The sequence below is a fragment of the Pigmentiphaga humi genome (assembly GCF_900606115.1).
In the GTDB taxonomy this organism is placed as follows: Bacteria; Pseudomonadota; Gammaproteobacteria; order Burkholderiales; family Burkholderiaceae_B; genus Pigmentiphaga; species Pigmentiphaga humi.
Genome location: NZ_UWPJ01000018.1, coordinates 217,534 through 238,180, shown reverse-complemented (window position 1 = coordinate 238,180; position 20,647 = coordinate 217,534). Strand labels below are relative to the sequence as shown.

General features: G+C 68.1%; 20 protein-coding genes. 9 read left to right on the top strand and 11 right to left on the bottom strand.

Features of this window, described 5'->3' with window-relative positions:
* Window positions 1-33: 33 nt before the first annotated feature.
* Window positions 34-723, bottom strand: a complete 690-nt coding sequence (locus tag PIGHUM_RS12690; protein ID WP_124079961.1) for an MlaC/ttg2D family ABC transporter substrate-binding protein — start codon at window positions 721-723, stop codon at window positions 34-36.
* A 235-nt stretch (window positions 724-958) separates the two neighbouring features.
* Here PIGHUM_RS12690 and PIGHUM_RS12685 point away from each other — a divergent pair, with 235 nt between their 5' ends.
* Window positions 959-2,836 carry a S9 family peptidase gene (locus PIGHUM_RS12685; protein ID WP_124079960.1) on the top strand — a complete coding sequence of 626 codons (1,878 nt, stop codon included), beginning with the start codon at window positions 959-961 and terminating at the stop codon, window positions 2,834-2,836.
* Between the two features lie 81 nt (window positions 2,837-2,917).
* On the opposite strand, the gene PIGHUM_RS12680 is transcribed toward PIGHUM_RS12685, so the two are convergent.
* Window positions 2,918-3,985, bottom strand: a complete 1,068-nt coding sequence (locus tag PIGHUM_RS12680) for a VWA domain-containing protein (protein WP_124079959.1) — start codon at window positions 3,983-3,985, stop codon at window positions 2,918-2,920.
* Window positions 3,986-4,219: 234 nt separating this feature from the next.
* Here PIGHUM_RS12680 and PIGHUM_RS12675 point away from each other — a divergent pair, with 234 nt between their 5' ends.
* From PIGHUM_RS12675 to ppk2, 5 genes are all read left to right on the top strand, one after another.
* Entirely contained in the window at window positions 4,220-5,245 is a 1,026-nt protein-coding gene (locus PIGHUM_RS12675; RefSeq protein WP_124079958.1) for a S1C family serine protease, read from the top strand.
* Between the two features lie 36 nt (window positions 5,246-5,281).
* Entirely contained in the window at window positions 5,282-6,283 is a 1,002-nt protein-coding gene (locus PIGHUM_RS12670) for an AAA family ATPase (RefSeq protein WP_425466720.1), read from the top strand.
* Entirely contained in the window at window positions 6,258-7,247 is a 990-nt protein-coding gene (locus PIGHUM_RS12665; protein WP_187697783.1) for a DUF58 domain-containing protein, read from the top strand. The genes PIGHUM_RS12670 and PIGHUM_RS12665 overlap by 26 nt, the downstream gene beginning before the upstream one ends.
* Before the next feature lie 18 nt (window positions 7,248-7,265).
* Window positions 7,266-8,318 carry a VWA domain-containing protein gene (locus PIGHUM_RS12660; protein WP_124079956.1) on the top strand — a complete coding sequence of 351 codons (1,053 nt, stop codon included), beginning with the start codon at window positions 7,266-7,268 and terminating at the stop codon, window positions 8,316-8,318.
* Between the two features lie 81 nt (window positions 8,319-8,399).
* Window positions 8,400-9,317 (top strand): polyphosphate kinase 2, encoded by a 918-nt coding sequence (ppk2, locus tag PIGHUM_RS12655; protein ID WP_124079955.1) that lies wholly within the window; start codon window positions 8,400-8,402, stop codon window positions 9,315-9,317.
* On the opposite strand, the gene PIGHUM_RS12650 is transcribed toward ppk2, so the two are convergent.
* Window positions 9,311-10,132 (bottom strand): DUF72 domain-containing protein, encoded by an 822-nt coding sequence (locus tag PIGHUM_RS12650; RefSeq protein ID WP_124079954.1) that lies wholly within the window; start codon window positions 10,130-10,132, stop codon window positions 9,311-9,313. The two genes, ppk2 and PIGHUM_RS12650, sit on opposite strands and share 7 nt — an antisense overlap.
* A gap of 66 nt (window positions 10,133-10,198) precedes the next feature.
* Between PIGHUM_RS12650 and PIGHUM_RS12645 the strand changes: the two genes are divergently transcribed.
* Window positions 10,199-10,888: a uracil-DNA glycosylase family protein gene (locus tag PIGHUM_RS12645; RefSeq protein WP_124079953.1), complete on the top strand. Its 690-nt coding sequence runs from the start codon at window positions 10,199-10,201 to the stop codon at window positions 10,886-10,888.
* Window positions 10,885-11,196, top strand: a complete 312-nt coding sequence (locus PIGHUM_RS12640; RefSeq protein WP_124079952.1) for an Rdx family protein — start codon at window positions 10,885-10,887, stop codon at window positions 11,194-11,196. Before PIGHUM_RS12645 ends, PIGHUM_RS12640 begins: the two co-directional genes overlap by 4 nt.
* On the opposite strand, the gene PIGHUM_RS12635 is transcribed toward PIGHUM_RS12640, so the two are convergent.
* The 8 genes from PIGHUM_RS12635 to PIGHUM_RS12600 form a co-directional block, all read right to left on the bottom strand.
* Window positions 11,193-11,762: a nitrogen fixation protein NifQ gene (locus tag PIGHUM_RS12635; protein ID WP_124079951.1), complete on the bottom strand. Its 570-nt coding sequence runs from the start codon at window positions 11,760-11,762 to the stop codon at window positions 11,193-11,195. The two genes, PIGHUM_RS12640 and PIGHUM_RS12635, sit on opposite strands and share 4 nt — an antisense overlap.
* 37 nt (window positions 11,763-11,799) lie before the next feature.
* A complete protein-coding gene (locus PIGHUM_RS12630; protein ID WP_124079950.1) occupies window positions 11,800-12,411 on the bottom strand; it encodes a DNA-3-methyladenine glycosylase I in 612 nt (203 codons plus the stop codon).
* A 385-nt stretch (window positions 12,412-12,796) separates the two neighbouring features.
* Entirely contained in the window at window positions 12,797-13,582 is a 786-nt protein-coding gene (locus tag PIGHUM_RS12625) for a DUF72 domain-containing protein (protein WP_124079949.1), read from the bottom strand.
* Between the two features lie 17 nt (window positions 13,583-13,599).
* The gene (locus PIGHUM_RS12620; RefSeq protein ID WP_124079948.1) at window positions 13,600-15,993 is read right to left on the bottom strand and encodes a catalase; all 2,394 of its coding nucleotides are present in this window, start codon (window positions 15,991-15,993) and stop codon (window positions 13,600-13,602) included.
* 222 nt (window positions 15,994-16,215) lie between these two features.
* Window positions 16,216-16,920 (bottom strand): glycosyltransferase family 2 protein, encoded by a 705-nt coding sequence (locus PIGHUM_RS12615; protein WP_124079947.1) that lies wholly within the window; start codon window positions 16,918-16,920, stop codon window positions 16,216-16,218.
* Window positions 16,917-17,501, bottom strand: a complete 585-nt coding sequence (locus PIGHUM_RS12610; RefSeq protein ID WP_124079946.1) for a class I SAM-dependent methyltransferase — start codon at window positions 17,499-17,501, stop codon at window positions 16,917-16,919. The genes PIGHUM_RS12615 and PIGHUM_RS12610 overlap by 4 nt, the downstream gene beginning before the upstream one ends.
* The gene (locus tag PIGHUM_RS12605; RefSeq protein WP_124079945.1) at window positions 17,498-18,256 is read right to left on the bottom strand and encodes a PIG-L deacetylase family protein; all 759 of its coding nucleotides are present in this window, start codon (window positions 18,254-18,256) and stop codon (window positions 17,498-17,500) included. The genes PIGHUM_RS12610 and PIGHUM_RS12605 overlap by 4 nt, the downstream gene beginning before the upstream one ends.
* Complete coding sequence (locus PIGHUM_RS12600) at window positions 18,244-19,287, bottom strand: acyl-CoA dehydrogenase family protein (protein WP_124079944.1); 1,044 nt, start codon at window positions 19,285-19,287, stop codon at window positions 18,244-18,246. Before PIGHUM_RS12600 ends, PIGHUM_RS12605 begins: the two co-directional genes overlap by 13 nt.
* 343 nt (window positions 19,288-19,630) lie before the next feature.
* On the opposite strand from PIGHUM_RS12600, the gene PIGHUM_RS12595 reads away from it, so the two are divergent.
* Entirely contained in the window at window positions 19,631-20,623 is a 993-nt protein-coding gene (locus PIGHUM_RS12595; protein ID WP_124079943.1) for a ligase-associated DNA damage response exonuclease, read from the top strand.
* Window positions 20,624-20,647 lie beyond the last annotated feature (24 nt).

Genomic DNA, 20,647 nt, shown 5'->3' with positions numbered 1-20,647 from the left:
GCTTCCCTGCGCGCGTAAGCGCGTAGGGGGGGGCTATTTTTCCGGGACGTTCATCTTCTGGCTGTGGGTCTTGAGCGCCTTGATGATCGCTTCCACGCCGCCTTGCGAGCCGAAGCTGGCGAACTGGTTGCGGTAGTTCTCGATGAACCAGACGCCCATCACGTTCAGGTCATAGATCTTCCAGCCGTCGGCGGATTTTCCCAGCCGGTAGTCGACCGGAATGGGATCGCGCTGGCCGTCGCTCACCGTGGTGCGCACGACGACGTCGGTCGCGTCGGGTTCGGCGCGGTAGGGCCGCATGTCCACGCGAGCCTGCGGCGTGATGGACGAGACCGCGCCGCCGTAGGTGCGCACCAGCATGTTGCGGAATTCCTTGACCAGTTCGGCGCGCTGCTCGGGCGTGGCCTGGCGCCAGTAGCGGCCCACGGCCAGGCGCGTGGTCTTCTCGAAATCGACGTAGGGCAGGATCAGTTCGTCGATGGCCTGGTTGATCTTGGCTGGCGAGCCGGACTTGAGCTCGGCGTCCTTGCGGATGCGCTCGAGCACGTTGTTGGCCGCTTTCTGCACCATGACGTTGGGCGGATCCTGCGGGCTGGGGGCCTGCGCGCGCGCCTGGGCGGCTGCGAAGAAGGCGATCGCGAGCGCCGTCACCCAGCATGCGAGCCAGGCCAGCCGCGACGGCGAGGGACGGACGGTGGAAGAAACGGAGTGGGGGGCGCGCATGGATTCTCCCTGGCAGAGGTACGGGCGCCGCGGCAAGCGGCGAGGATGGTTCCTGCCGGCACGGATGCCGCGGCTCTCGAGTATTGGAGCACGGCGTTGGCGCGGCGTTCCGCCAGACTGCAACAGAATGCTGCGCGGACGCGGCGAGCGTGCGTCCGGCGCTGTGCTATGTTGTGCTGTCCCCGCGCCGGGCGAGCGCCTTGTCCGGCCTGTTTCCTTTCAAGCGTGCCGCGCCATGACAACGAGTCCTTCCCCAGCCATCCCCCTGGTCAAGCGCTATGACGTGCGCGATTTCTTCCGCCGTCCGGAACGCTCCGCGTACCGCCTCTCGCCCGACGGCCGGCACCTGGCCTTCCTGGCGCGGGCAGAAGGCCGGCAGAACGTGCATGTGCAGGCGCTGGGCGAGGACGGCGCACCCGTCGGCCCGGCACGGACGCTGACCCGCGAGACGGCGCGCGATGTCGGCGGCTTCTTCTGGAAGGGGCCGGACCGCATCCTCTACGTCAAGGATTTCGGCGGCGACGAGAACTTCCACCTGTTGTCCGTGCCGATCGACGGCGCATCCGCGCCGACGGACCTCACGCCCTACGACGGCGTGCGCGCCCACGTGGTCGATGACCTGGTCGACGACGATGCCTACGTGCTGTTGTCGCACAATCAGCGCGATCCGCAGGTGTTCGACGTGTTCCGCGTCGAAGTCGCCACGGGAAGGGCCGAGCTGATCGCGCAGAATCCCGGCAACATCACGGGCTGGGCGACCGATCACGAGGGCCGATTGCGCCTGGCCGTGGCCACGGACGGCGTCAACAACACCTTGTTGTACCGGGATGCCGAGGCGGAGGAGTTCCGACCCATCCTGACCACGGACTTCAAAGAAGTGGTGGCGCCGCTGTTCTTCACCTTCGATAACCGGCGCATCTACGTCAGTTCCAATCGCGGCCGCGACAAGGCGGCGCTGTTCGAATTCGATCCGCATACCGCGCGCGAGGGCGCGATGCTGTTCGAGCATCCGGACGTTGACGTGTCGGGGCTGGCCTATTCGCAGCACCGCAAGGTGCTGACCGAGATCGGCTACGAGACCTGGAAGCCGCAGCGGCACGTGCTGGACGAGGCTACCGCGGAGATCTACGCCGAGCTGGAAAGCCGGCTGCGCGGCTATGAGGTGGCGCTGCAGAGCGCGACGCGCGACGAGAGCCGCTTCGTGGTGGCGGCCTACAACGACCGCACCCAGGGCGCGCGCTACCTGTACGACGCGGCATCCCGGCGCCTGACCAAGCTGGGCGATATCCAGCCGTGGCTGCTGGAGCGCGACATGGCGCCGATGAAGCCGATACGCTATACGGCGCGCGACGGCCTGAAGATCGACGGCTATCTGACGCTGCCCGTGGGCTCGCCGCCGCGCAGCCTGCCGGTCATCATCCATCCCCACGGCGGCCCGTGGGCGCGCGACTCCTGGGGCTTCAATCCGGAAATCCAGTTCCTGGCGAACCGCGGCTACGCGGTGCTGCAGATGAATTTCCGCGGATCCACCGGTTATGGCCGCAAGTTCTGGGAGGCTTCGTTCAAGCAGTGGGGACGGGCCATGCAGGACGACATCACCGACGCGGTGGAGTGGCTCAAGCGCGAGGGCATCGCGGATCCCGCGCGCATCGCCATCTATGGCGGCAGCTACGGCGGTTATGCGACGCTGGCCGGGATCACGTTCACGCCCGATCTCTATGCCGCCGCGGTCGATTACGTGGGCGTGTCCAACCTGTTCACCTTCATGAACACCATCCCGCCGTACTGGAAGCCTTTCCTGGATTCCATGCACGAAATGGTGGGCGACCCCGAGAGAGACCGGCAATTGCTGCACGACGGCTCGCCGGTATTCTTCGTCGACCGCATCAAGACCCCGCTGTTCGTCGCCCAGGGCGCCAAGGATCCGCGCGTCAACAAGGACGAGAGCGACCAGATCGTCGAGGCGCTGCGCAAGCACGGGGTCGACGTCGAATACATGGTCAAGGACAACGAAGGACACGGTTTCCACAACGAGGAAAACCAGTTCGAGTTCTACACCGCCATGGAAGCCTTCCTGGCGCGCTATATCGGCCAAACCATGCCGGATGAATGATCGACCCAGGGTGCCGCGGATCCGGCTCAGCCGGTCCGTCAGCACCGCCTCCTGGGGGCGCGCGAAGCGCGTAGGGGGGAGCTACTTTCTAAACCAGAGCAGTGACAGCGCGCAGGCGGCGGTCAGCAGCAGCACCGCGGCGGCGCTCAGCAGGGCGCTGATCTCGGTTTCGCGGCGTTCCATCGTGAACTTCGAGTTCAGGTGGCTGTAGACGGTGCTGAGATCCGCTTCCGAACTGGCGAGGAAATATTCGCCGCCGGTCATCTGCGCGACCGAGCGCAGCGTGGGCTCGTCGAGCCGGGCGAAGAACGACCAGCCTTCGTCGCCGATGGGCGCGCCTTGCTGGGTACCGAACCCCACGGTATAGACGCGCACGCCGCGCTGGGCGGCCATGCGGGCGGCGTCCATCGGGTCGGGGCCGGTCGTGCGCCGGCCGTCGCTCAGCAGGATGATGGTGCCCGCCGTATAGGAGCCGGGCAGTACCGGCGCCAGTTCCTTTTCCTTGTTTTTCTTCTTCGCCTCGGCGGCTTCCGCGGCCCGGTCGATGGCGATGCCGCGGCGCACCCGGGGAGACGGCGTCTCGAACAGCACCGATTCGAGATCGATGCCGTCGTTGGGGAACAGCACCGCCAGCGACAGGATCAGGCCGCTGCCGGTGGCCGTGGCCCGCTGCAGCTGGAAGCGGTCGATGGCGTCGACCATCTCCTGGCGGTTGTCGGTGGGCGTCTGCACCACGGCCGCGGTGCCGGCGAAGGAAACGATGCCCAGGCGCACATTGGCGGGCAGTTCGGCAATGAAGCGCTTGGCGGCCATTTGCGCGGCGACCAGGCGGTTGGGAGGAATGTCGGCGGCCTGCATGCTGCGCGAGACATCGATGGCCAGCACGACCGTGAGCGTGTCGGACGGCAGCGTGACGGTGGCGGTGGGCCGGGCGCAGGCCAGCAGCGCCGCGGCGGTCGCCAGCAGGAACAGCAGCGGCGGGACGTGGCGCCGCAGCCGCTGGCCCGGCCCCATGGCGGCCTTGGGCAGCGATAGGGCGGCATAGCGTACCGCGGCCTTCTTGCGCCGGGCCAGCGCGTACAGATAGAGGCCGACGAGCAGGGGAACGAGGAGCTGCAGCCAGAGGAGTTCGGGCCAGAGAAACCGCATGAGTGCTCCTTGGCAAGAAGGGATGCCATGGGTGTGCTTAGTATGCCTATTAACTCACGAGCCGGTAAAGAACTGCACAACGCGGGTGTTTCAGTGGTACCTTATTTTTGCAAAGCGCCGGTTCGGACATCGGACGTGATAGGGTGGGTCTTTCGAGCAGACAGGCCAGCCCGCGCACGTTTGCGCCTGGCCGCACCCTGCATGCCGTGACGAACTCCAGCCTGGATGGCGGTTATGAAGCGGGTTGCCCTATACAGCAGGACTCCGAGGCCGGAGCCGGCCGCGCCCGAACCCGATGCCGCGGCCGAGCAGCCGTCCGGGCCCGGGCGCATGCGGCGCTGGCGCGGCCGCGCAACCAGATTCCGGCATGTGCTGTTCGGGATCGCGCTGCTGGCCATGGCCGGCGGCCTGGCCGCCCTCATGCTCGAACCCCGGCACGTTCCGCTGACCCAGGACGACATCGATGCGGCCGTCATGCACACGCTCGAGCACAAGACCTTGCCGTCGCGGCCGGCCAAGGCGGCCGAGGCCGTGCGCCAGGCCGTGGTGCGCATAGAAGGGCTCGGCCCCGAGGCCGAGGACAAGCCCGCGGCGGCCAAGCCGGCTCCCCCGGGCGGCGGCAAGCCCAAGCCCGGAACCAAGGAGAAGGGCGCGGACAAGGCCAAGCCGGATAAGAAGACCGACCGCCGCGCCGACAACGACGGCGGCAACGCGCCCAAACAGGAGGGCAGCGTGGGATCCGGCGTGGTGATCGTCGACAACGGCACCATCCTGACCAATTTCCACGTCATCGCCGGCGCCAAGCGGCTGCGGGTGACTTTCTTCGACGGCTACCAGGCCGAGGCCAACGTGGTCTCCATCCATCCCGAGAAAGACCTGGCCGTGATCCGCGCCAAGTCGATTCCCGACGATCTGCCGGCCGCCACGCTGGGCTCCAGCCTGGATCTGGCGCCCGGCGACGACGTCGTCGCGGTGGGTTTCCCGTTCGGCATCGGGCCTTCGGTATCGGCCGGCGTCGTATCGGGGCTGAACCGCGAATTCCTGTCGGCCGAGGGCAAACACGTGCTGACCCGGCTGATCCAGTTCGACGCAGCCGCCAACCCGGGCAACTCCGGCGGCCCGCTGGTCAACATGAGCGGCGAAGTGGTCGGCATCGTCACGGCCATCCTGAACCCCACCCAGGCCGGCACCTTCGTCGGCATCGGCTTTGCCACCACGATAGAAAGCGCCGGCAGCGCGGTCGGCATGCCTCCCTTCTGACCCTCCCTCGACAGGACGCTTATGAACGATACATCCATGAATCCGGTAGAAAGCGCCAACCTGATGGAGCGCCTGCTGTACGAGGTCAAGCGCGTGGTCGTGGGACAGGACCACTTCCTGGAGCGGGTGCTGGTGGCCATCCTGGCGCAGGGGCACCTGTTGGTGGAAGGGGTGCCCGGCCTGGCCAAGACGCTGACCGTCAATACGCTGGCCAAGACCATACGGGGGACGTTCAAGCGCATCCAGTTCACGCCCGACCTGCTGCCGGCCGACCTGGTGGGGACGCGCATGTACAACCAGCGCACCGGCGATTTCTCCACCGTGCTGGGGCCGGTGTTCGCCAACCTGCTGCTGGCCGACGAGATCAACCGCGCGCCGGCCAAAGTGCAGAGCGCGCTGCTCGAGGTCATGCAGGAGCGCCAGGTGACCATCGCGGGCGAGACGCACAAGGTACCGTCGCCGTTCCTGGTCATGGCCACGCAGAATCCGATCGAGACCGAGGGCACGTATCCGCTGCCCGAGGCGCAGGTCGATCGTTTCATGATGAAGGTCGTCGTCGGCTATCCGACCGAGGAAGAGGAGTTCGTCATCGTCGACCGCGTCACGGGTCCGCCCGTCAGCGTGACGCCGGTGGCCAGCACCGAGCAGCTCACGCAGCTGCAGCGCGAGTGCCGCAAGGTCTACGTGGATCCGGGCCTGGTGCAGTACGCGGTCCAGGTCGTCGCCGCGACGCGCCGTCCGGGGGCCTATGGCCTGTCCGAGCTGTCGCGCTACGTGACCTTCGGGGCGAGCCCGCGCGCCACCATCAATCTCGTCGAAGGCGCGCGAGCGCTGGCTTTCCTGCGCGGGCGCCACTATGCGCTGCCCGACGACGTCATCGATCTCGTTCCCGACGTCCTGCGCCACCGCCTGGTGCTTTCCTACGAGGCTTTGTCCGAGGGCATGGGCGCGGACCAGGTCATCGCCCGCATATTGCAAACCGTGCCGGCGCCTGAGCGGCCATTGGATGCGCATGTTCGGGTTGCGGCGGTTCAATAAGCGCGCGGCCGCGGCCGCCAACGACGCCCCGCCCGCCGCGCCGCCGCGGCTGGACGCGGAGGAGTTGATGCGCCGTCTCGACTGGACGGTCATCCGCCGGCTCGACGGCGCGCTGCAGGGCGACTACCGGACGCTGTTCAGGGGCTTCGGCCTGGACCTGGCCGATCTGCGCGAATACCAGCCCCGCGACGACGTGCGGCACATCGACTGGAACGTGACGGCGCGCCTGCAGACTCCGTACGTGCGCGAATTCCAGGAAGACCGGGAAGTGTCGGCGTGGTTCGTGCTGGACTTGTCCGGTTCGATCGATTTCGGTTCGGCGGGCGTGCGCAAGCGCACGCTGCTGACCGAGTTCGTGGCCGTGTTGGCGCGTCTGCTGACCCGTTACGGCAATCGCGTCGGCGGCATCCTGTACGCCGGCAAGACCAGCGAGGTGCTGCCCGCGCGGTCGGGGCGGCGCCATGTGCTGCATCTGCTCGATCGCGTCGGGCAGGCGCGGGCGGACGGCAAGTCGGGCCAGACCCGGCTGGCCTATCTGCTGGAACAGGCGTATTCCACGATCAAGCGGCGTTCCGTGGTGTTCGTGATCTCCGATTTCATCAGCGCGCCGGGCTGGGAGCCGGTGCTGGGCATGCTGGCCCAGCGGCACGAGGTGATCGCGGTGCGTCTTTACGATCCGCTGGAGCAGGCGCTGCCCGACCTGGGACTGCTGGTGCTGGAAGATGCCGAAACTGGCGAACAGCTCTTCGTCGATACCCATGATCCGGGCTTCCGGCGGCGTTTTGCCGAACAGGCGGCCAAGCGCGAGGAAGCCCTGCGCAGCGCGCTGGCCGATGCGGGCGTGGACTGTCTCGAGCTGGCCACCGACGACAGGCTCGACGCCGCACTGATGCATTTCACGCGCCTGCGCAAGCGCCGCAGCCAGCTCGCGGGCGGGGTGAACGGCCCGTGGGCCCGACCCTAGAAACCGGGATCCAGATAGATGTCCGCACCGAACCTGCCCGCCTTGAGTTTTCTGTGGCCCAGCATGCTCTGGCTATTGCTGCTGGTGCCGGCGCTCGGTTTCGCCTATTGGCGGCTGTCGCGCCGCAGGCGGCAGGTTGCGGTGCGCTATCCCGCGCTGGCGGGCCTGGGCTACCAGCCCTCGGCGGCGCGGCGCATCCTGCCGCCTTGCCTGCTTTTGCTCGGCCTGGCCGCCATGATCGTCGCGATCGCCCGACCGCAGGCCTTGATGATGCTGCCTTCGCGGCTGGAAACCGTGGTGCTGGCCATGGACATGTCCGGCAGCATGCGCGCGACCGACGTCAAGCCCAGCCGCATTTATGCGGCGCAGCAGGCTGCCAAGCTGTTCGTGGACAAGCAGCCGGCCAACGTCAGCGTGGCGGTGGTCGCGGTGGCGGGGGCGGCGGCCGTGGTGCAGTCGCCCACCCGCAAGCGCGAAGATGTGGTGGCCGCGATCGAACGCCTGGAGCCGCAGCGCGGAACGGCGCTGGGCAGCGGACTGATCATCTCGCTGGCGACGGTGCTGCCGCAGGAGCGCATCGACGTGGAACGCTTCCTGAGCGGCGGCAATGCCCGGCCGTCGGCGGCGCAGGCCCTGGCCGAGGCCGCCCAGGCCGAAGCGGCGGTGCCCGGGTCCTATGCCTCGGGCGCCATCGTGCTGCTCTCGGACGGCCAGAGCAATACCGGCCCGGATGCGCTCAAGGCCGCCGAAGTGGCCGCGCGCTACGGGGTGCGCATCTTCACCGTAGGCATAGGCACGCCCGAGGGCACGACGCTCTCCACCGACGGCTGGTCCATGCGCGTCAAGCTCGACGAGGCCGTGCTCAAGAAAGTGGCCGACATCACCGGCGCCCAGTATTTCCAGGCGCAGGACGCCAAGGAACTGCAACAGGTCTATCGCTCGTTGAGCGCACGGCTGGCTTTCGACAAGCGCGACGTGATCGAAGTCACGGCTTTGTTCACGGCGCTGGGGGTGCTGCTGGCGGTGTGTTCGGGCCTGCTGTCGCTGTGGTGGTTCGGCCGGGTGCAATAGCGCGGCGGGCCGCGCTGTCATGACTGCGTCATCTTGCTGTAGCAAAAAGACGGGGTGTGCATTCATGACCTCGTCCCCCCCATGACGTATTCCCTCGAACCCGACAGCCAGGCGCTGATGCAGCGCATCCACCGCGACCTGATCGACAGCTATGACGAAGAGTTCGAGATGGAACTCGAAGACCGCGAGTGGGATGCCGACGGCCAACTCGTGCGGGAGCAGGACGAGGACCTGCGCCGGCGGTATTTCCGCGAGTTGTTTCGCCTGCAGGGAGAACTGGTCAAGCTGCAGGACTGGGTCGTCAGTAGCCGCCACAAGCTCGTGATCCTGTTCGAGGGGCGCGATGCCGCCGGCAAGGGCGGGGTGATCAAGCGCATCACCCAGCGTCTGAACCCGCGCGTGTGCCGGGTCGCGGCGCTGCCCGCGCCCAACGACCGCGAGCGCACCCAGTGGTATTTCCAGCGCTATGTTTCCCATTTGCCGGCCGCCGGCGAGATCGTTCTGTTCGACCGCAGCTGGTACAACCGCGCGGGCGTCGAGAAGGTCATGGGGTTCTGCACCGACGACGAGTACGAGGAATTCTTCCGTTCCGTTCCGGAATTCGAGCGCATGCTGGTGCGATCAGGCATACAGCTGGTCAAGTACTGGTTTTCGATCACCGACGATGAGCAGCACCTGCGTTTTTTGGGACGCATCCACGACCCGCTCAAGCAATGGAAACTCAGTCCCATGGACCTGGAGTCGCGGCGCCGCTGGGAGGACTACACGCGCGCCAAGGAAGCGATGCTCGAGCGTACGCATATCGCCGAGGCGCCGTGGTGGGTGGTGCAGGCGGTGGACAAGAAACGCGCCCGCCTCAACTGTATCGGCCATCTGCTCGGCCTCGTGCCTTACCATGAGATTCCGCATCCGCAGATCGACTTGCCGCAGCGCGTGCGCCACGAAGACTACATCCGCCGCCCGGTGCCGGAAAACATGATGGTGCCCGAGCGCTATTGAGCGGGCTGGTCCGCCAGGCGCCGCAATAGCGCCATGGCGGCGGCCGGCGCCTTGGGCTTGAAACCGTTGATCATGTAGAGGAATACCGGGCGGCCGTCCTGCTCCGGATGGGACCGGGCCAACAAGGGCAGATCGGCGGGACTGTGGCCGCGCGCCCAGCTCCGGGCCCGGGCCGTCCAGCGATCCAGGTCCGCCGGCGCGTAGCCTTCGCGGTGGTCTTCGCCGGCCGACTGCAGGCGCGCATAGACGAACGGCGCAGTCGCGTCGTGGATGTGCGGGACCCCGGGTTTGTCGGCCACCACGGCGGCGACCCCGTGCCGGCGCAGCAGTTCGACGAACCCGGCCGTGGCGAAGCTGTCGTGCCGCACTTCAACGGCGTGGCGCAGCGGCAGGCCTCCCAGCCGCTGGGGCAGCAGCGCGAGAAAGGCGGCGAAATCTTCTTCCTCGTATGTCTTGGTCGGCGCGAATTGCCAGTTGATGGGCCCCAGCTTGTGCTTGAGTTCGACAAGGCCGCTTTCCAGGAATTTCTCGATGGACGGACCGGCTTCGGCCAGCACCCGCCGATGCGTGGCATAGCGCGGCCCTTTGAGCGCGAACACGAAATCGTCGGGCGTCTCGTCGCGCCAGCGCGCAAAGCTCGAAGGTTTCTGCGTGCCGTAGAACGTGCCGTTGATTTCGATGGACGTGACGTGCCGGCTCGCGTATTCGAGTTCGCGCGCCTGGACCAGCCCCTTGGGGTAGAAATTGCCGCGCCATGGCGCGTAGACCCAGCCGCCTATGCCCACCCGGATGGAAGCCGTTACCTTCCCGCTCATGCCGTATGCCTCCTGTGACGCGGCAGGCCTACAATGCGGTCCCGACCTTGTTCATGCTTTCGCGCCATGACGCTTTCCGCCGAACAACTCGAAGCGTTCCGAGACTTGGCCGTGCAATTGGACCACACAGACCGGGCTGCCTATGCCGCCGCCGGCCGCGATCCGCTCGTTCCCATTCTAGGCCTGGGGCCGGCCGATGCGCCATTGTGCTTTTTCGGGCGCGACCCGGGAGCAGAGGAGGTCAGGCATGGCGAACCGTTCGTCGGCAGTTCCGGCCAGCTGCTGCGCGCAGCGCTGCATGCGCACCTTTTTCCCGGCGAGGATTACACCTTCGATGCGGGCCTGCGCGCGGGACGCCGCTGCTTCTGGATCAGTACGGTGCCCTTCAAGCCGCTGGGCAACAAGGCATGGCCTGCCTCGGTGCGGCAGCGCTTCCATCCGCTCATCGCGCGCATCCTCTCTTGCTCATGGCAAGGGACGCATATCATTACGCTGGGCAACGAAGCCTTCGAATGGTTCGGCATCGGACTGGAAGACCAAGCGCGCGAGGCGTTCAAGGCTTTCTGGCGGCGCGACGACAAATACACCGCCAGTTTTTCCCTCACGCTGCGCGGTCCGTGCGCAGCCCGCGTGCTGCACCTGCATCCGCTGCCTCATCCGTCGCCAGCCAATGCGCGCTGGCGGCCGCACTTCCCCCGATTGCTGCAGGCCAGGCTGGATGCCTTGTTGCCTGCTTCTGGAACGGAGCCATCATGACCGCATCGTCCGCACCCGCCATCTCGATCGCCTATTGCACGCAGTGCCAATGGCTGCTGCGCGCCGCCTGGATGGCGCAAGAACTGCTGTCCACCTTCGGCACCGACCTCGGGCAAGTGGCGCTGATACCGGGAACAGGCGGGGTCTTCCAGATCCGCTACGACGGCGAACTGCTTTGGGACCGCAAGGCAGATGGCGGTTTTCCCGATGCCAAGACGCTCAAGCAGCGGGTGCGCGACAGGCTGGATCCGGGGCGGGACCTGGGGCACGTCGACCGCGCCGGCAAACCTGGGGGCGGCGCGCCTTAGCCTGTCCGGGGATAGCACTCGCCGTAGGCTTCGCAGCCCGGACAGCCCGGCGCGGGGGAGGGCGGCAGGCCCTGGGCCGCCGCCAGGTCGTAGGCCAGGAACTTCTTCCAGCGCAAGTTGCCCGTGTTGCGTTCGGGCAGGCCGGGGAAATAGCGATGCAGGGCGTGCGTGACGTCCTCGCGGCCGCGCAGGCCGAGATCTTTCCATAAATGGTCGGGACGCAAACAGGCATGCGCGATGATGCGCGCCAGGTCGTCGACGTCGTCCGCAGGCAGCGCAGGATTGCCGTGGGCCAGCAGATGGCGGTGCAAGGCGCGCGTAAACGCGGTTTCCTGGGGACAGGTGTGGAGCGGAGCGATGGCGAGCCCGGGAAACCGGCGCCGGCACAGGGCTTCCAGGCGAGCCCGGTCCAGCCCCAGCCATGCGAGCTGGCCGCCTGTTTCACGGGCCGCAACCAGTTGCGCGAACAGGCGGGTATCCGCGTCTTCGGCGGTGGCGGCGAGCGAAGCGAGCGCCGAATGCGCCCCAGGCGTATCGGCGGCAGCGGGATCACGGGGGTATTGCATGGCGGTCGTTCCGGATGGGGACATGCACAGAAGCGCTTTAGCGGCGCGGCGGCGTGAACGCCTGCCGTGCGTGCGCCACCTGCGCGCGCGTCACGCACTCAGCGGCATGATCGTTGACCATGCCCATGGCCTGCATGAAGGCGTAGACCGTGGTCGGGCCGACGAACTTCCAGCCCCGTTTCTTGAGATCCTTGGAAATGGCGATGGAAGTGGGCGACGTCGAAACCGCCTGCGCCGGGTCAGGCGTGGCCGGATCGGGTTCATGGCGCCAGAAATAGGCTGCCAGCGAGCCTTCTTCCGCGACCAGTTCCAGCGCTCGCTGGGCGTTGTTGATGACGGCTTCGATCTTGCCGCGATGACGGACGATGCCCGGGTCCTGAAGCAGGCGGGCGACGTCGCGCTCGGTCATGCGCGCCACGCTGGCCATGTCGAAGCCGTAGAAGGCGGCGCGGAAGTTCTCGCGCTTGGCGAGGATGGTGCGCCAGCTCAGACCGGACTGGAAGCCCTCCAGGCTGAGTTTCTCGAACAGACGCCGGTCGTCGGCCACCGGGAAGCCCCATTCGGCATCGTGATAGGCAAAGAACTCGGGCGCGGCGCCGCACCAGCGGCAGCGCGGTTGGCCATCGGGGCCGGGGAGGGTGGCGGTCATCGGATGATTATGCAGCATCCGGAGGCGCGCGTTCCGCGGTGTCGGCATCTCTTGACGGCACGGACCGGCAGCGCAAGAATGGCCACACCGGCTGCGCAGAAAACCGCTTCCGGTTCGAGCGGCCCCGGCTCCTGACCGGGGCAACGCCGGCCCAGGCTCCCGGGTTTCGTCCGGGGACAGCCTCCGGGGACGGCAGCGGCGTTGGAGCGATCCAGCGCCGTTTTCATTTGCCGGGCCGTTCCAAGATGAAAAAGCCTCCTCGGGGGGCAGCGCCGCCGCGGAGCGGCAAGCGTGGGGGCCCTTTCATCGCCGGGCCGCCCCAAGATGAAAAGCCCCCTCGGGGGGCAGCGCCGCCGCGGAGCGGCAAGCGTGGGGGCCTTCCTTTTCACATCTGGCTTTCACCTTCCGCGCGGTTGCCCACGATCGCCTGCATCTGTGCGGCATTAGGCACGGCGTGTCCCAGTGCCGTATTGTCGAAGATCACCCACGGCGTATCGCCATCGCCTCGCTCCTGCCGGATGGCGTCGGCCAGCGCCTGCAGCGCCGCATGATCGTATTCGCTGTAGTAGATCCGGGGCGAGCCGTGCCAGCGCCAATAACTGTGGCGGCGATCGGCAGCGGGGAGCGCCGCCGCGGGCACCGGTGCCGGGTCCACCGCCGCCCGGGCGATGCCGTGCCGTTCGAGCATGGCCGTGACGCGGGGGTCGAACCAGGTGGGATGCCGCGGCTCGCAAACGATGGGAACGGCGGTGCGGCGCCGCATCATCCGAAAGAAGACGGACGCGGTGCGGGCATCGAACTGCAGGGACGGCGGCAACTGCAGCAGGAGCCTGCCCAATTTTTCTTCGAGAGCACAGACCTGGCCGAAGAAGCCGTCGAGCGCCGGCCCGGCGTCGCACAGGCGCAATTCATGCGAGATGCTGCGCGGCACCTTGACCGAGAAACGGAAATCGTCGGGCACCGATTCGGCCCAGCGCCGGTAGGTGCCGGGCCGGTGCGGGCGGTAGAACGACGAGTTGATTTCGACGATGGGAAAGCGCGTCGCGTAGCGCGCGAGCACGCTCGCTCCCGGACCGAACAGATCGGCGTGGCGGCTGGGGATGGCCCATCCGGCGCAGCCGACCTTGAGGTCGGCTGGCCGAGCGTCCGGCGCCGAATCGGGCGTGTCCATCCTCTGCGTGCCTATGCTTACACCTTCGGCGGGTCGGTTTCGCGCTCGGGATGGCGATGCCGCGCGACGGCCTGGATGAATGACGCCAGAGCCGGTTTGCCGGCAGAATCGGCCAGCACCAGGCCGGGATCCGGGTCGGCCAGCGGGACGCCTGCCTGTTCGAGCAGCTGACGGCCGGCGCCGATGGCGAGCAGGGATTTGCCGTGCCGGAACAGGTCCCGGATGAATTCCAGCGCGAACCCGTCCGCGCACAGGGCTTCGATGGCCGCTGCGCCATCGGGAACGACGGCGGCATCGAACAGGACGGAGGGGCTGTTCTGGAACGAGGCATCGGCATCCAGGGATTGCCCGGCTGCGGCTTCGAGCAGCCCGACGTGCTGCCCCACCAGGCGCACCACCGCGCCCTTGCCGATCAGCGCCTGCGCCGTTTGCATTGCCGCCTGGCCGTCCACTCCGTCGGCGACCAGGACTGCGATCTTGCGCGTGCGGATGCCGCCGTCGCCCGGACGGGCGAGCAGCGACAGCGCGGCCGAGTGCCCGACTTCGGGTTCGGGCGCGCTTCCATCCGCGCGCGCCAGCGGATCGGGCAGCCCAGGCATGCCGAGATTCGCCGCCACGGCCTGCGCCAGCGTTTCGGAAACGTTGCGCAGCGTGGCCACGATGCGCTGCCGTATGCCGGGCACCGTTACCTTGCTCAGTTCGAACGAGAACGCATCGATGATGTGCTGCTGTTCGTGCCCGGATTGGCTTTCGTAGAACAGCGTCGCCTGGTTGTAGTGTTCCGCGAATTTCTCGGCCTTGCCGCGCAGCTCGTCCGCCGCGACGGGTTCGGGAAACGAAACGAATCCGGCCGAGCCCGCCTGGAAGGGACAGCCGCCCGCCAGCGAGTTGGGCTCGTAGGCGACGCGGCCGCGGTGGATGGCCTGGCGATGCATGCCGTCGCGCTGGTTGTTGTGGACCGGCGCCAGCGGGGCATTGATCGGCAGCTCATGGAAGTTGGGACCGCCCAGGCGGGAGATCTGCGTGTCGACGTAGGAATGGATGCGTCCGGCCAGCAGCGGGTCGTTGGTGAAGTCCAGGCCGGGAACGATGTGGGCCGTACAGAAGGCGACCTGTTCGGTCTCGGCGAAGAAATTGTCCGGATTGCGGTTGAGCACCATGCGTCCGATGGGCCGGATGGGCACGAGCTCTTCGGGGACGATCTTGGTCGAGTCCAGGATGTCGAACGAAAATTGTTCGGCCTGCGCTTCGTCGAAGACCTGCACGCCGAGTTCCCACTCGGGATACTCGCCGGCCTCGATGGCCTCCCAGAGATCGCGCCGGTGATAGTCGGGGTCGGCGCCCGAGATCTTGACGGCTTCGTCCCAGACGTGGGAGTGCGTGCCCAGCTTGGGGTTCCAGTGGAACTTGACCAGCTTCGCCTGGCCTTCGGCGTTGACGAACCGGAAAGTATGGACGCCGAAGCCCTGCATCATGCGGTAGCTGCGCGGGATGGCGCGGTCCGACATCAGCCACATGATCATGTGGGTCGATTCGGGCATCAGAGAGATGAAGTCCCAGAAAGTATCGTGCGCGGACGCGGCCTGCGGCATGCCGTGATGGGGTTCGGGCTTGACCGCGTGGACCAGGTCCGGAAACTTCATGGCGTCCTGGATGAAGAACACCGGCATGTTGTTGCCCACGAGGTCCCAGTTGCCCTGGTCGGTGTAGAACTTCACGGCGAAGCCGCGCACGTCGCGCGCGGTGTCCTTGGAACCCCGTTCGCCGGCCACGGTCGAGAACCGCACGAATACCGGCGTGCGTTTTCCGGCTTCGGCGAAGAGCGAGGCGCAAGTCAGGTCCGCCAAGGCTTCATAGCATTCGAAGTAGCCGTGCGCGGCCGAGCCGCGGGCATGCACGATGCGCTCCGGGATCCGTTCGTGGTCGAAGTGGGTGATCTTCTCGCGCAGGATGAAGTCCTTGAGCAGCGCCGGGCCGCGCAGGCCCGCCTTCAAGGAACTCTGGTTGTCGCTTACGGGCACGCCCTGGTTGGTCGTGATGGCCTGGCCCGAGCCGTCGGCGCGCACGCGCGGCAGTTCGCCGCCGGCGGCGTTGACGCCGGACGCGGCCCTGGCGCCCGTCTTGCCCGAACGGTTCTTCTCCGACAAGGTGCTCGCCAAAGCGGACTCCTCGGCCGGCTCGGCAGTCGCGCCGGCCGGCGGGCGAGCCGCCGCCAGACCGTATTCGGCCGGCTTGTTCGGATTGGCCGGCATGCCCTCGACCATCTTCCCCACGGCGCGGGCCTGTTTTACTGCCGGATGCGCCGCCGCCTCGGAGGGAGGCGTCGCGGGACCGCTGTCCGTATTCAGGTAGGCGGTGTCTACCGCCGGCTGTGGTGCGGGGTCGGTGGGTGGACGCTTGCGTGTAGGCATGATGCATTCCTCGGAGGTTGTTGGTTGGCTCGGCGCACTCCAACATACAGACGGCGCTCTTTCCGGCGCGTGTCCGCGTTAAACAAAATGATTCCGCTTGCGGGCCGGCTGGCGTGCGCCGATTCGTATGGCGGCAAAGCGGCCGCACGCTTCGTAACGCTTTGAACAGAATGGTCTCCCGCCGGTTGAGCTGATCCCCATGTGCGCGCCTGCGAGCCCTGCTCAGGCTTCGCCGGGTTCCAGCATGGCTTGGGGGCGCGGAGACTGCTGCTCCCACGCGCGCCGCAACGTACAGGCGAATCCGCCTGCGACGCGCGAGAAGGGGCGTGCACTGGTGACGACGCGGGGCAACGCGGTCCAGGCGATGGGAACGCCGGCGCGCTCCAGCTTGTCGACCAGGGCCTGGTCTTCGCTACAGGCCAGTGCCTGGAAGCCGCCGATGCGCCGATAGGCCGCGGCATCGATGCCGAGATTGGCGCCGTGGACGTGGCGGTGTCCGTCGCGGTCCTGATAGGCGCAAAGAAAGGCGTTGCGGGCGAGCTCGGCATAGGGGCCGTGGGCGGTCCAGTCGCCGACCTCCACGGTGCCGCAGACGACAGCCGCCTGCAGCGAGAGCTGGTCGGCGAGCCAGCTTTCCGACACGACCGTGTCGGCATCCGTGAAGGCCAGCCATCTGGCGCCGGCGTCGAGCAGGCGGCGAGCGCCGGCCGCGCGCGCCAGGCCGACGTTCCGGCAGGCTGTCTCGATCGCGGTTACCGGCCAGGCGCGCGTGCGCGCCGCGGTGCGGTCGGAACAGGCATCCAGGACCACCACGACTTCCACAGGCTCTCCGCGCAGCCCTGGGTGGCGCACCGCGCGGGCCATGGCGGCCAGGCACCGGCCGATGTCCTCTTCCTCGTTGTGGGCGGGGATGCAGACGCCGATCATGGGGCGGCTCCTTCGTGTTTGCGCCAGATGTCCAGGCGGAAGCGCGCGTCGTCGTGGGTGACGATGCGGCGCAGCCCGGCGGTATCGTCCACTGCGCGGTGCAGGCGCGCGGTGTCCTGGAGCCGGTCGTGGAAGGGAAGGGTGTAGTGGCACATGGCCCAGTCCCCGCCCGGGGCGAGCGAACGCGAACAGCACTGGATGAAGCGCCGCAGCGCGTCGTCGGAAAAGTAATAGGCCAGCTCCGAAACCACGATCAGATCGACGGCGGCGCCGGCGGCCAGCGGCCATTGCCCGGGCAAGTCGAGCAGGTATACGCGCGCGTTGATCGTGCCCCGCTGCGCGAGGGCCTCCTGGCACCGGGCCGCCGCGGTCGGAGCGCCGTCCACCGCCAGCACGGCATCGCTGCGCGCGGCCAGTTCCACCGTGGCCTGGCCGGTGCCGCAGCCGAGTTCGAGCGCGCAGCGATAGCGTTCGCGCGGCAGCGCCGCCATCAGCAGGCCGAGTTTGCGGCGTTCGTACCACGCGCTGCGGACCGACCACGGATCGGGATGGTTGCGGTACAAGGCTTCGAAGTCCGTCATTGCAGCACCACTTCGAAAGTGCGCTGCAATCGCGCCAATGCGAAATCGGGCAGGATGGGCGGGTTGCCGGTATCCGCGTCGGGTTCCAGCTGGCTGCGGAATGCCTGGATCGCGTCGGCCTTGGCCTGGCGGTCGGCGGCGTCCAGCGCGATGGCCGCCGCTCGCCGCCACGGGAATCCGCCGTTTGCCGGTTCCGCCCAGTGCCAGCCCCAGATGGGGACTTCGAGCAGCCTGCATGCGCGGATTTTCGACGCCCGCAGGCATGCCCGGGCGACGGCTTCGTGGTCGGGATGGCCGTCCAGGCGCCATGGCGCGATGACGGTGTCGCCCGGCTGCAGGCGTGCGCCCAGTGTCGCCGCCAGTTCCGTCTCGTGGGTGGCGACCCCGCCGTCGGGCAGGCCGAGGCGTTCGCGCCGCGCGTCTATGCCGAGCCGGCGCAGCGCTTGTTCGCTTTCGCGGGTGCGCGCCCGCGCCAGGCTGTCCGCCGGCCACCTTGGCGACCCGGGGTGGCTGGCTTCGCCATCGGTGACAGCCCAGACCTGGACGGCGATGCCCAGGCGCGAGACCTGCCGCATGATGCCGGCGCAGCCGAGTATCTCGTCGTCGGGGTGCGGCGCGACCACGTGCAGCGCGGCTCCCGCGCGGACCAGGCCGGCGGCGCTTGCCGCGCGCAAGGGGTGGCGGCGCAGCCAGGTTTGCCAGGCCGCTTCGGGCGTGCCCCTGCCCACGATGGCGCGGCGGTTCAGAGCGTCCATGCAGCGTCCTGGCCGGATTGGGAAACGGCGTGCCCGTGTGCGGCGAGGTCGCGCTCGGCGTGGCTTTGGCGGATGAACACGGGCAGGTCGGCCATCAGGCGCGCGAAGCCGATGTCCTTGCATAGGGGCCCGGCGCCGACGGCGCGCGGCGCGCGCCGCAGCACGGTTTCCGCGGCCGCCTCGACGGCCAGCCGCGCGCGCCGGACGGCATGCGCACAGGCGTCGCGCCCGTCTCGGGCGTCGATCTCGGCCGCCGCGGCGCGCAGCAGGGCGCGCGCCTGGGCCAGCGCCACGTCGATGGCGCCGAGATGGGCCAGCGCATGCGGATCGTCTTCCCGCTGCCGCACTGATTGCGCCACCCGCGTGCCTATGGCTTGCGCCGCCCCGTACCAGCATGCCGCTATGCCCGCCGCGCCGTGCATGAACCCGGGGCGCTCGACATAGGCGCCCGGTCCGCCTACCAGGCAGCCCGGCGCCGCATCGAAGACGACGTCCACGCTGGCGGTGTCCGCCATGCCCACCGCATGCCAGCCTTCCCCGGTGACCCGAACGCCGGGCCGGTCCATCCGGACCGCAACCAGCACAGGCCGATCGTCGGCGTCCCAGGCGCTGAGCAGCGCGTGGCCGACATGCGCGGCTCCGGAGCACCAGGCCTTGGTGCCGTGGAGCCGGACCGCATCGGCTGCCGTTCCGGACGGGACGACGCGCACGCGCCTGTCGGGCGGCTCCGCGCACCATACCGCCCACAGGCCGCCGCGCGGCGCGAGCGCATCGCGTCCCAGCTCGTGCAGGATGGCCAGCGCGTCGGCATGGCTTTCGTACAGCTTGGCCAGCGCGAGGTCGTGCCGGGCGACTTCGGCCAGCATTTGCCAGCGCGCCAGCGTGCGGCCCGCGCCGGGGCAGGGCAGGTCCGCGCATCCTGAATCGATCAGGTCATGCAGCAGCGCATAGGTATCCCGGGGCAGATCGCGAAGGATGGCGCGCAGCTTCGAGAGGGCGGGATCGGCGAGGGGCGAGGAGGGTCCAGTCATGGCTGCGGACTTGGAAGAAAGAATCAGGATGAGCCGCGGCCTGAGGACGAGAGCCGATCCGCATGGGGGCCGGCCGCGTTGGTTGATGCAACATACACGGCGATTCGGCGCCAACCCGTTTCGGCTTTAAACAAAGTGATTCCATCCGACGTGAATGGAAGACCGTGCTCGCACGGCCGAGCACGGGGGACGGAAGAATCTTGGTAACGGTTGTGGCCGGGCCTATACAGGTCCGCGGGACCGGACTCGATTCGGCCGACTCGCATGGGCATATAGTTTGCTGCGAGGATGCGTCCTTCATGCCTGGACCTCATGCAGCAGCCCGATGGGAGATCCGCCGTCCATGCAAGACCTGGTGCAACTGCGCCCCGAAGGCCTTTACTGCGCGGCCGGGCGCTTCTACATCGATCCCTGGCGCCCCGTGGCCGCGGCCGTGCTGACGCATGGCCACGGCGACCACGCGCATGCGGGCATGGGCTGTTATCACACCAGCGCGGAAGGATTGCCCGTGCTGCGCTGGCGCCTGGGCGAGCAGGACTTTCGCCCGCATGATTACGGCGAGCCATTCGTCCTGGGCGATGCCCGCGTGTCCCTGCATCCCGCCGGCCACGTGCTGGGATCCGCGCAGGTGCGCATCGAGGCCGACGGACAGGTGTGGGTCGTGTCGGGCGACTACAAGCGCCAGCCGGATCCCACCAGCGCGGCTTTCGAGGTGGTCGCGTGCGATACCTTCATCACGGAGGCGACCTTCGGCCTGCCGATCTACCGCTGGCCGGATTGCGCGCAGGTGGCCGGCGAGATCGCGCAGTGGCGGGACCATTGCGCGCAGCGCGGCGAAGCCGCGATCCTCTATTGCTATGCGCTCGGCAAGGCCCAGCGGCTGCTGGCCGAACTCGCGCCGCATCTGGATCGTCCGGTCTACCTGCACGGGGCCATCGCGGCGGGGGTGGAGGTCTACCGCGGCTGCGGCATCGCGATGGCCGACACGCGGCTGGTTGCGGATGCCGGCGCGGCGGATGCGGGCTTTGCCGGCGAGCTGATCCTGGCGCCGCCCTCGGCCGCGGGCAGCGCGTGGCTGCGGCGGTTCCGCAAGGCGCAGCAGGGCTTCGCCTCGGGATGGATGCGGCTGCGCGGCAATCGGCGCCGGCGCAACATGGACCGGGGCTTCGTGGTGTCCGACCATGCGGATTGGCCGGACCTGCTGCGCACGATACGCGAGACCGGCGCGCGCCGGGTGATCGCCACGCACGGCGATACCGATGCGCTAGTGCGGACTTTGAACGAAGCAGGCCTGGCAGCCGAGACCTTGGCCACGCAATATGGCGAAGACGATTAGCAGTGCGCCGGCCGGCGCGGCGAA

Coding starts and splice junctions, on each gene's coding strand:
- PIGHUM_RS12675 (WP_124079958.1), top strand. CDS start 4,220: ATGAAGCGGGTTGCCCTATACAGCAGGACTCCGAGGCCGGAGCCGGCC.
- PIGHUM_RS12620 (WP_124079948.1), bottom strand. CDS start 15,993: ATGCCTACACGCAAGCGTCCACCCACCGACCCCGCACCACAGCCGGCG.
- PIGHUM_RS12650 (WP_124079954.1), bottom strand. CDS start 10,132: ATGAGCGGGAAGGTAACGGCTTCCATCCGGGTGGGCATAGGCGGCTGG.
- PIGHUM_RS12595 (WP_124079943.1), top strand. CDS start 19,631: ATGCAAGACCTGGTGCAACTGCGCCCCGAAGGCCTTTACTGCGCGGCC.
- PIGHUM_RS12645 (WP_124079953.1), top strand. CDS start 10,199: ATGACGCTTTCCGCCGAACAACTCGAAGCGTTCCGAGACTTGGCCGTG.
- PIGHUM_RS12665 (WP_187697783.1), top strand. CDS start 6,258: ATGTTCGGGTTGCGGCGGTTCAATAAGCGCGCGGCCGCGGCCGCCAAC.
- PIGHUM_RS12600 (WP_124079944.1), bottom strand. CDS start 19,287: ATGACTGGACCCTCCTCGCCCCTCGCCGATCCCGCCCTCTCGAAGCTG.
- PIGHUM_RS12605 (WP_124079945.1), bottom strand. CDS start 18,256: ATGGACGCTCTGAACCGCCGCGCCATCGTGGGCAGGGGCACGCCCGAA.
- PIGHUM_RS12630 (WP_124079950.1), bottom strand. CDS start 12,411: ATGACCGCCACCCTCCCCGGCCCCGATGGCCAACCGCGCTGCCGCTGG.
- PIGHUM_RS12625 (WP_124079949.1), bottom strand. CDS start 13,582: ATGGACACGCCCGATTCGGCGCCGGACGCTCGGCCAGCCGACCTCAAG.
- ppk2 (WP_124079955.1), top strand. CDS start 8,400: ATGACGTATTCCCTCGAACCCGACAGCCAGGCGCTGATGCAGCGCATC.
- PIGHUM_RS12685 (WP_124079960.1), top strand. CDS start 959: ATGACAACGAGTCCTTCCCCAGCCATCCCCCTGGTCAAGCGCTATGAC.
- PIGHUM_RS12670 (WP_425466720.1), top strand. CDS start 5,282: ATGAATCCGGTAGAAAGCGCCAACCTGATGGAGCGCCTGCTGTACGAG.
- PIGHUM_RS12635 (WP_124079951.1), bottom strand. CDS start 11,762: ATGCAATACCCCCGTGATCCCGCTGCCGCCGATACGCCTGGGGCGCAT.
- PIGHUM_RS12680 (WP_124079959.1), bottom strand. CDS start 3,985: ATGCGGTTTCTCTGGCCCGAACTCCTCTGGCTGCAGCTCCTCGTTCCC.
- PIGHUM_RS12640 (WP_124079952.1), top strand. CDS start 10,885: ATGACCGCATCGTCCGCACCCGCCATCTCGATCGCCTATTGCACGCAG.
- PIGHUM_RS12615 (WP_124079947.1), bottom strand. CDS start 16,920: ATGATCGGCGTCTGCATCCCCGCCCACAACGAGGAAGAGGACATCGGC.
- PIGHUM_RS12610 (WP_124079946.1), bottom strand. CDS start 17,501: ATGACGGACTTCGAAGCCTTGTACCGCAACCATCCCGATCCGTGGTCG.
- PIGHUM_RS12690 (WP_124079961.1), bottom strand. CDS start 723: ATGCGCGCCCCCCACTCCGTTTCTTCCACCGTCCGTCCCTCGCCGTCG.
- PIGHUM_RS12660 (WP_124079956.1), top strand. CDS start 7,266: ATGTCCGCACCGAACCTGCCCGCCTTGAGTTTTCTGTGGCCCAGCATG.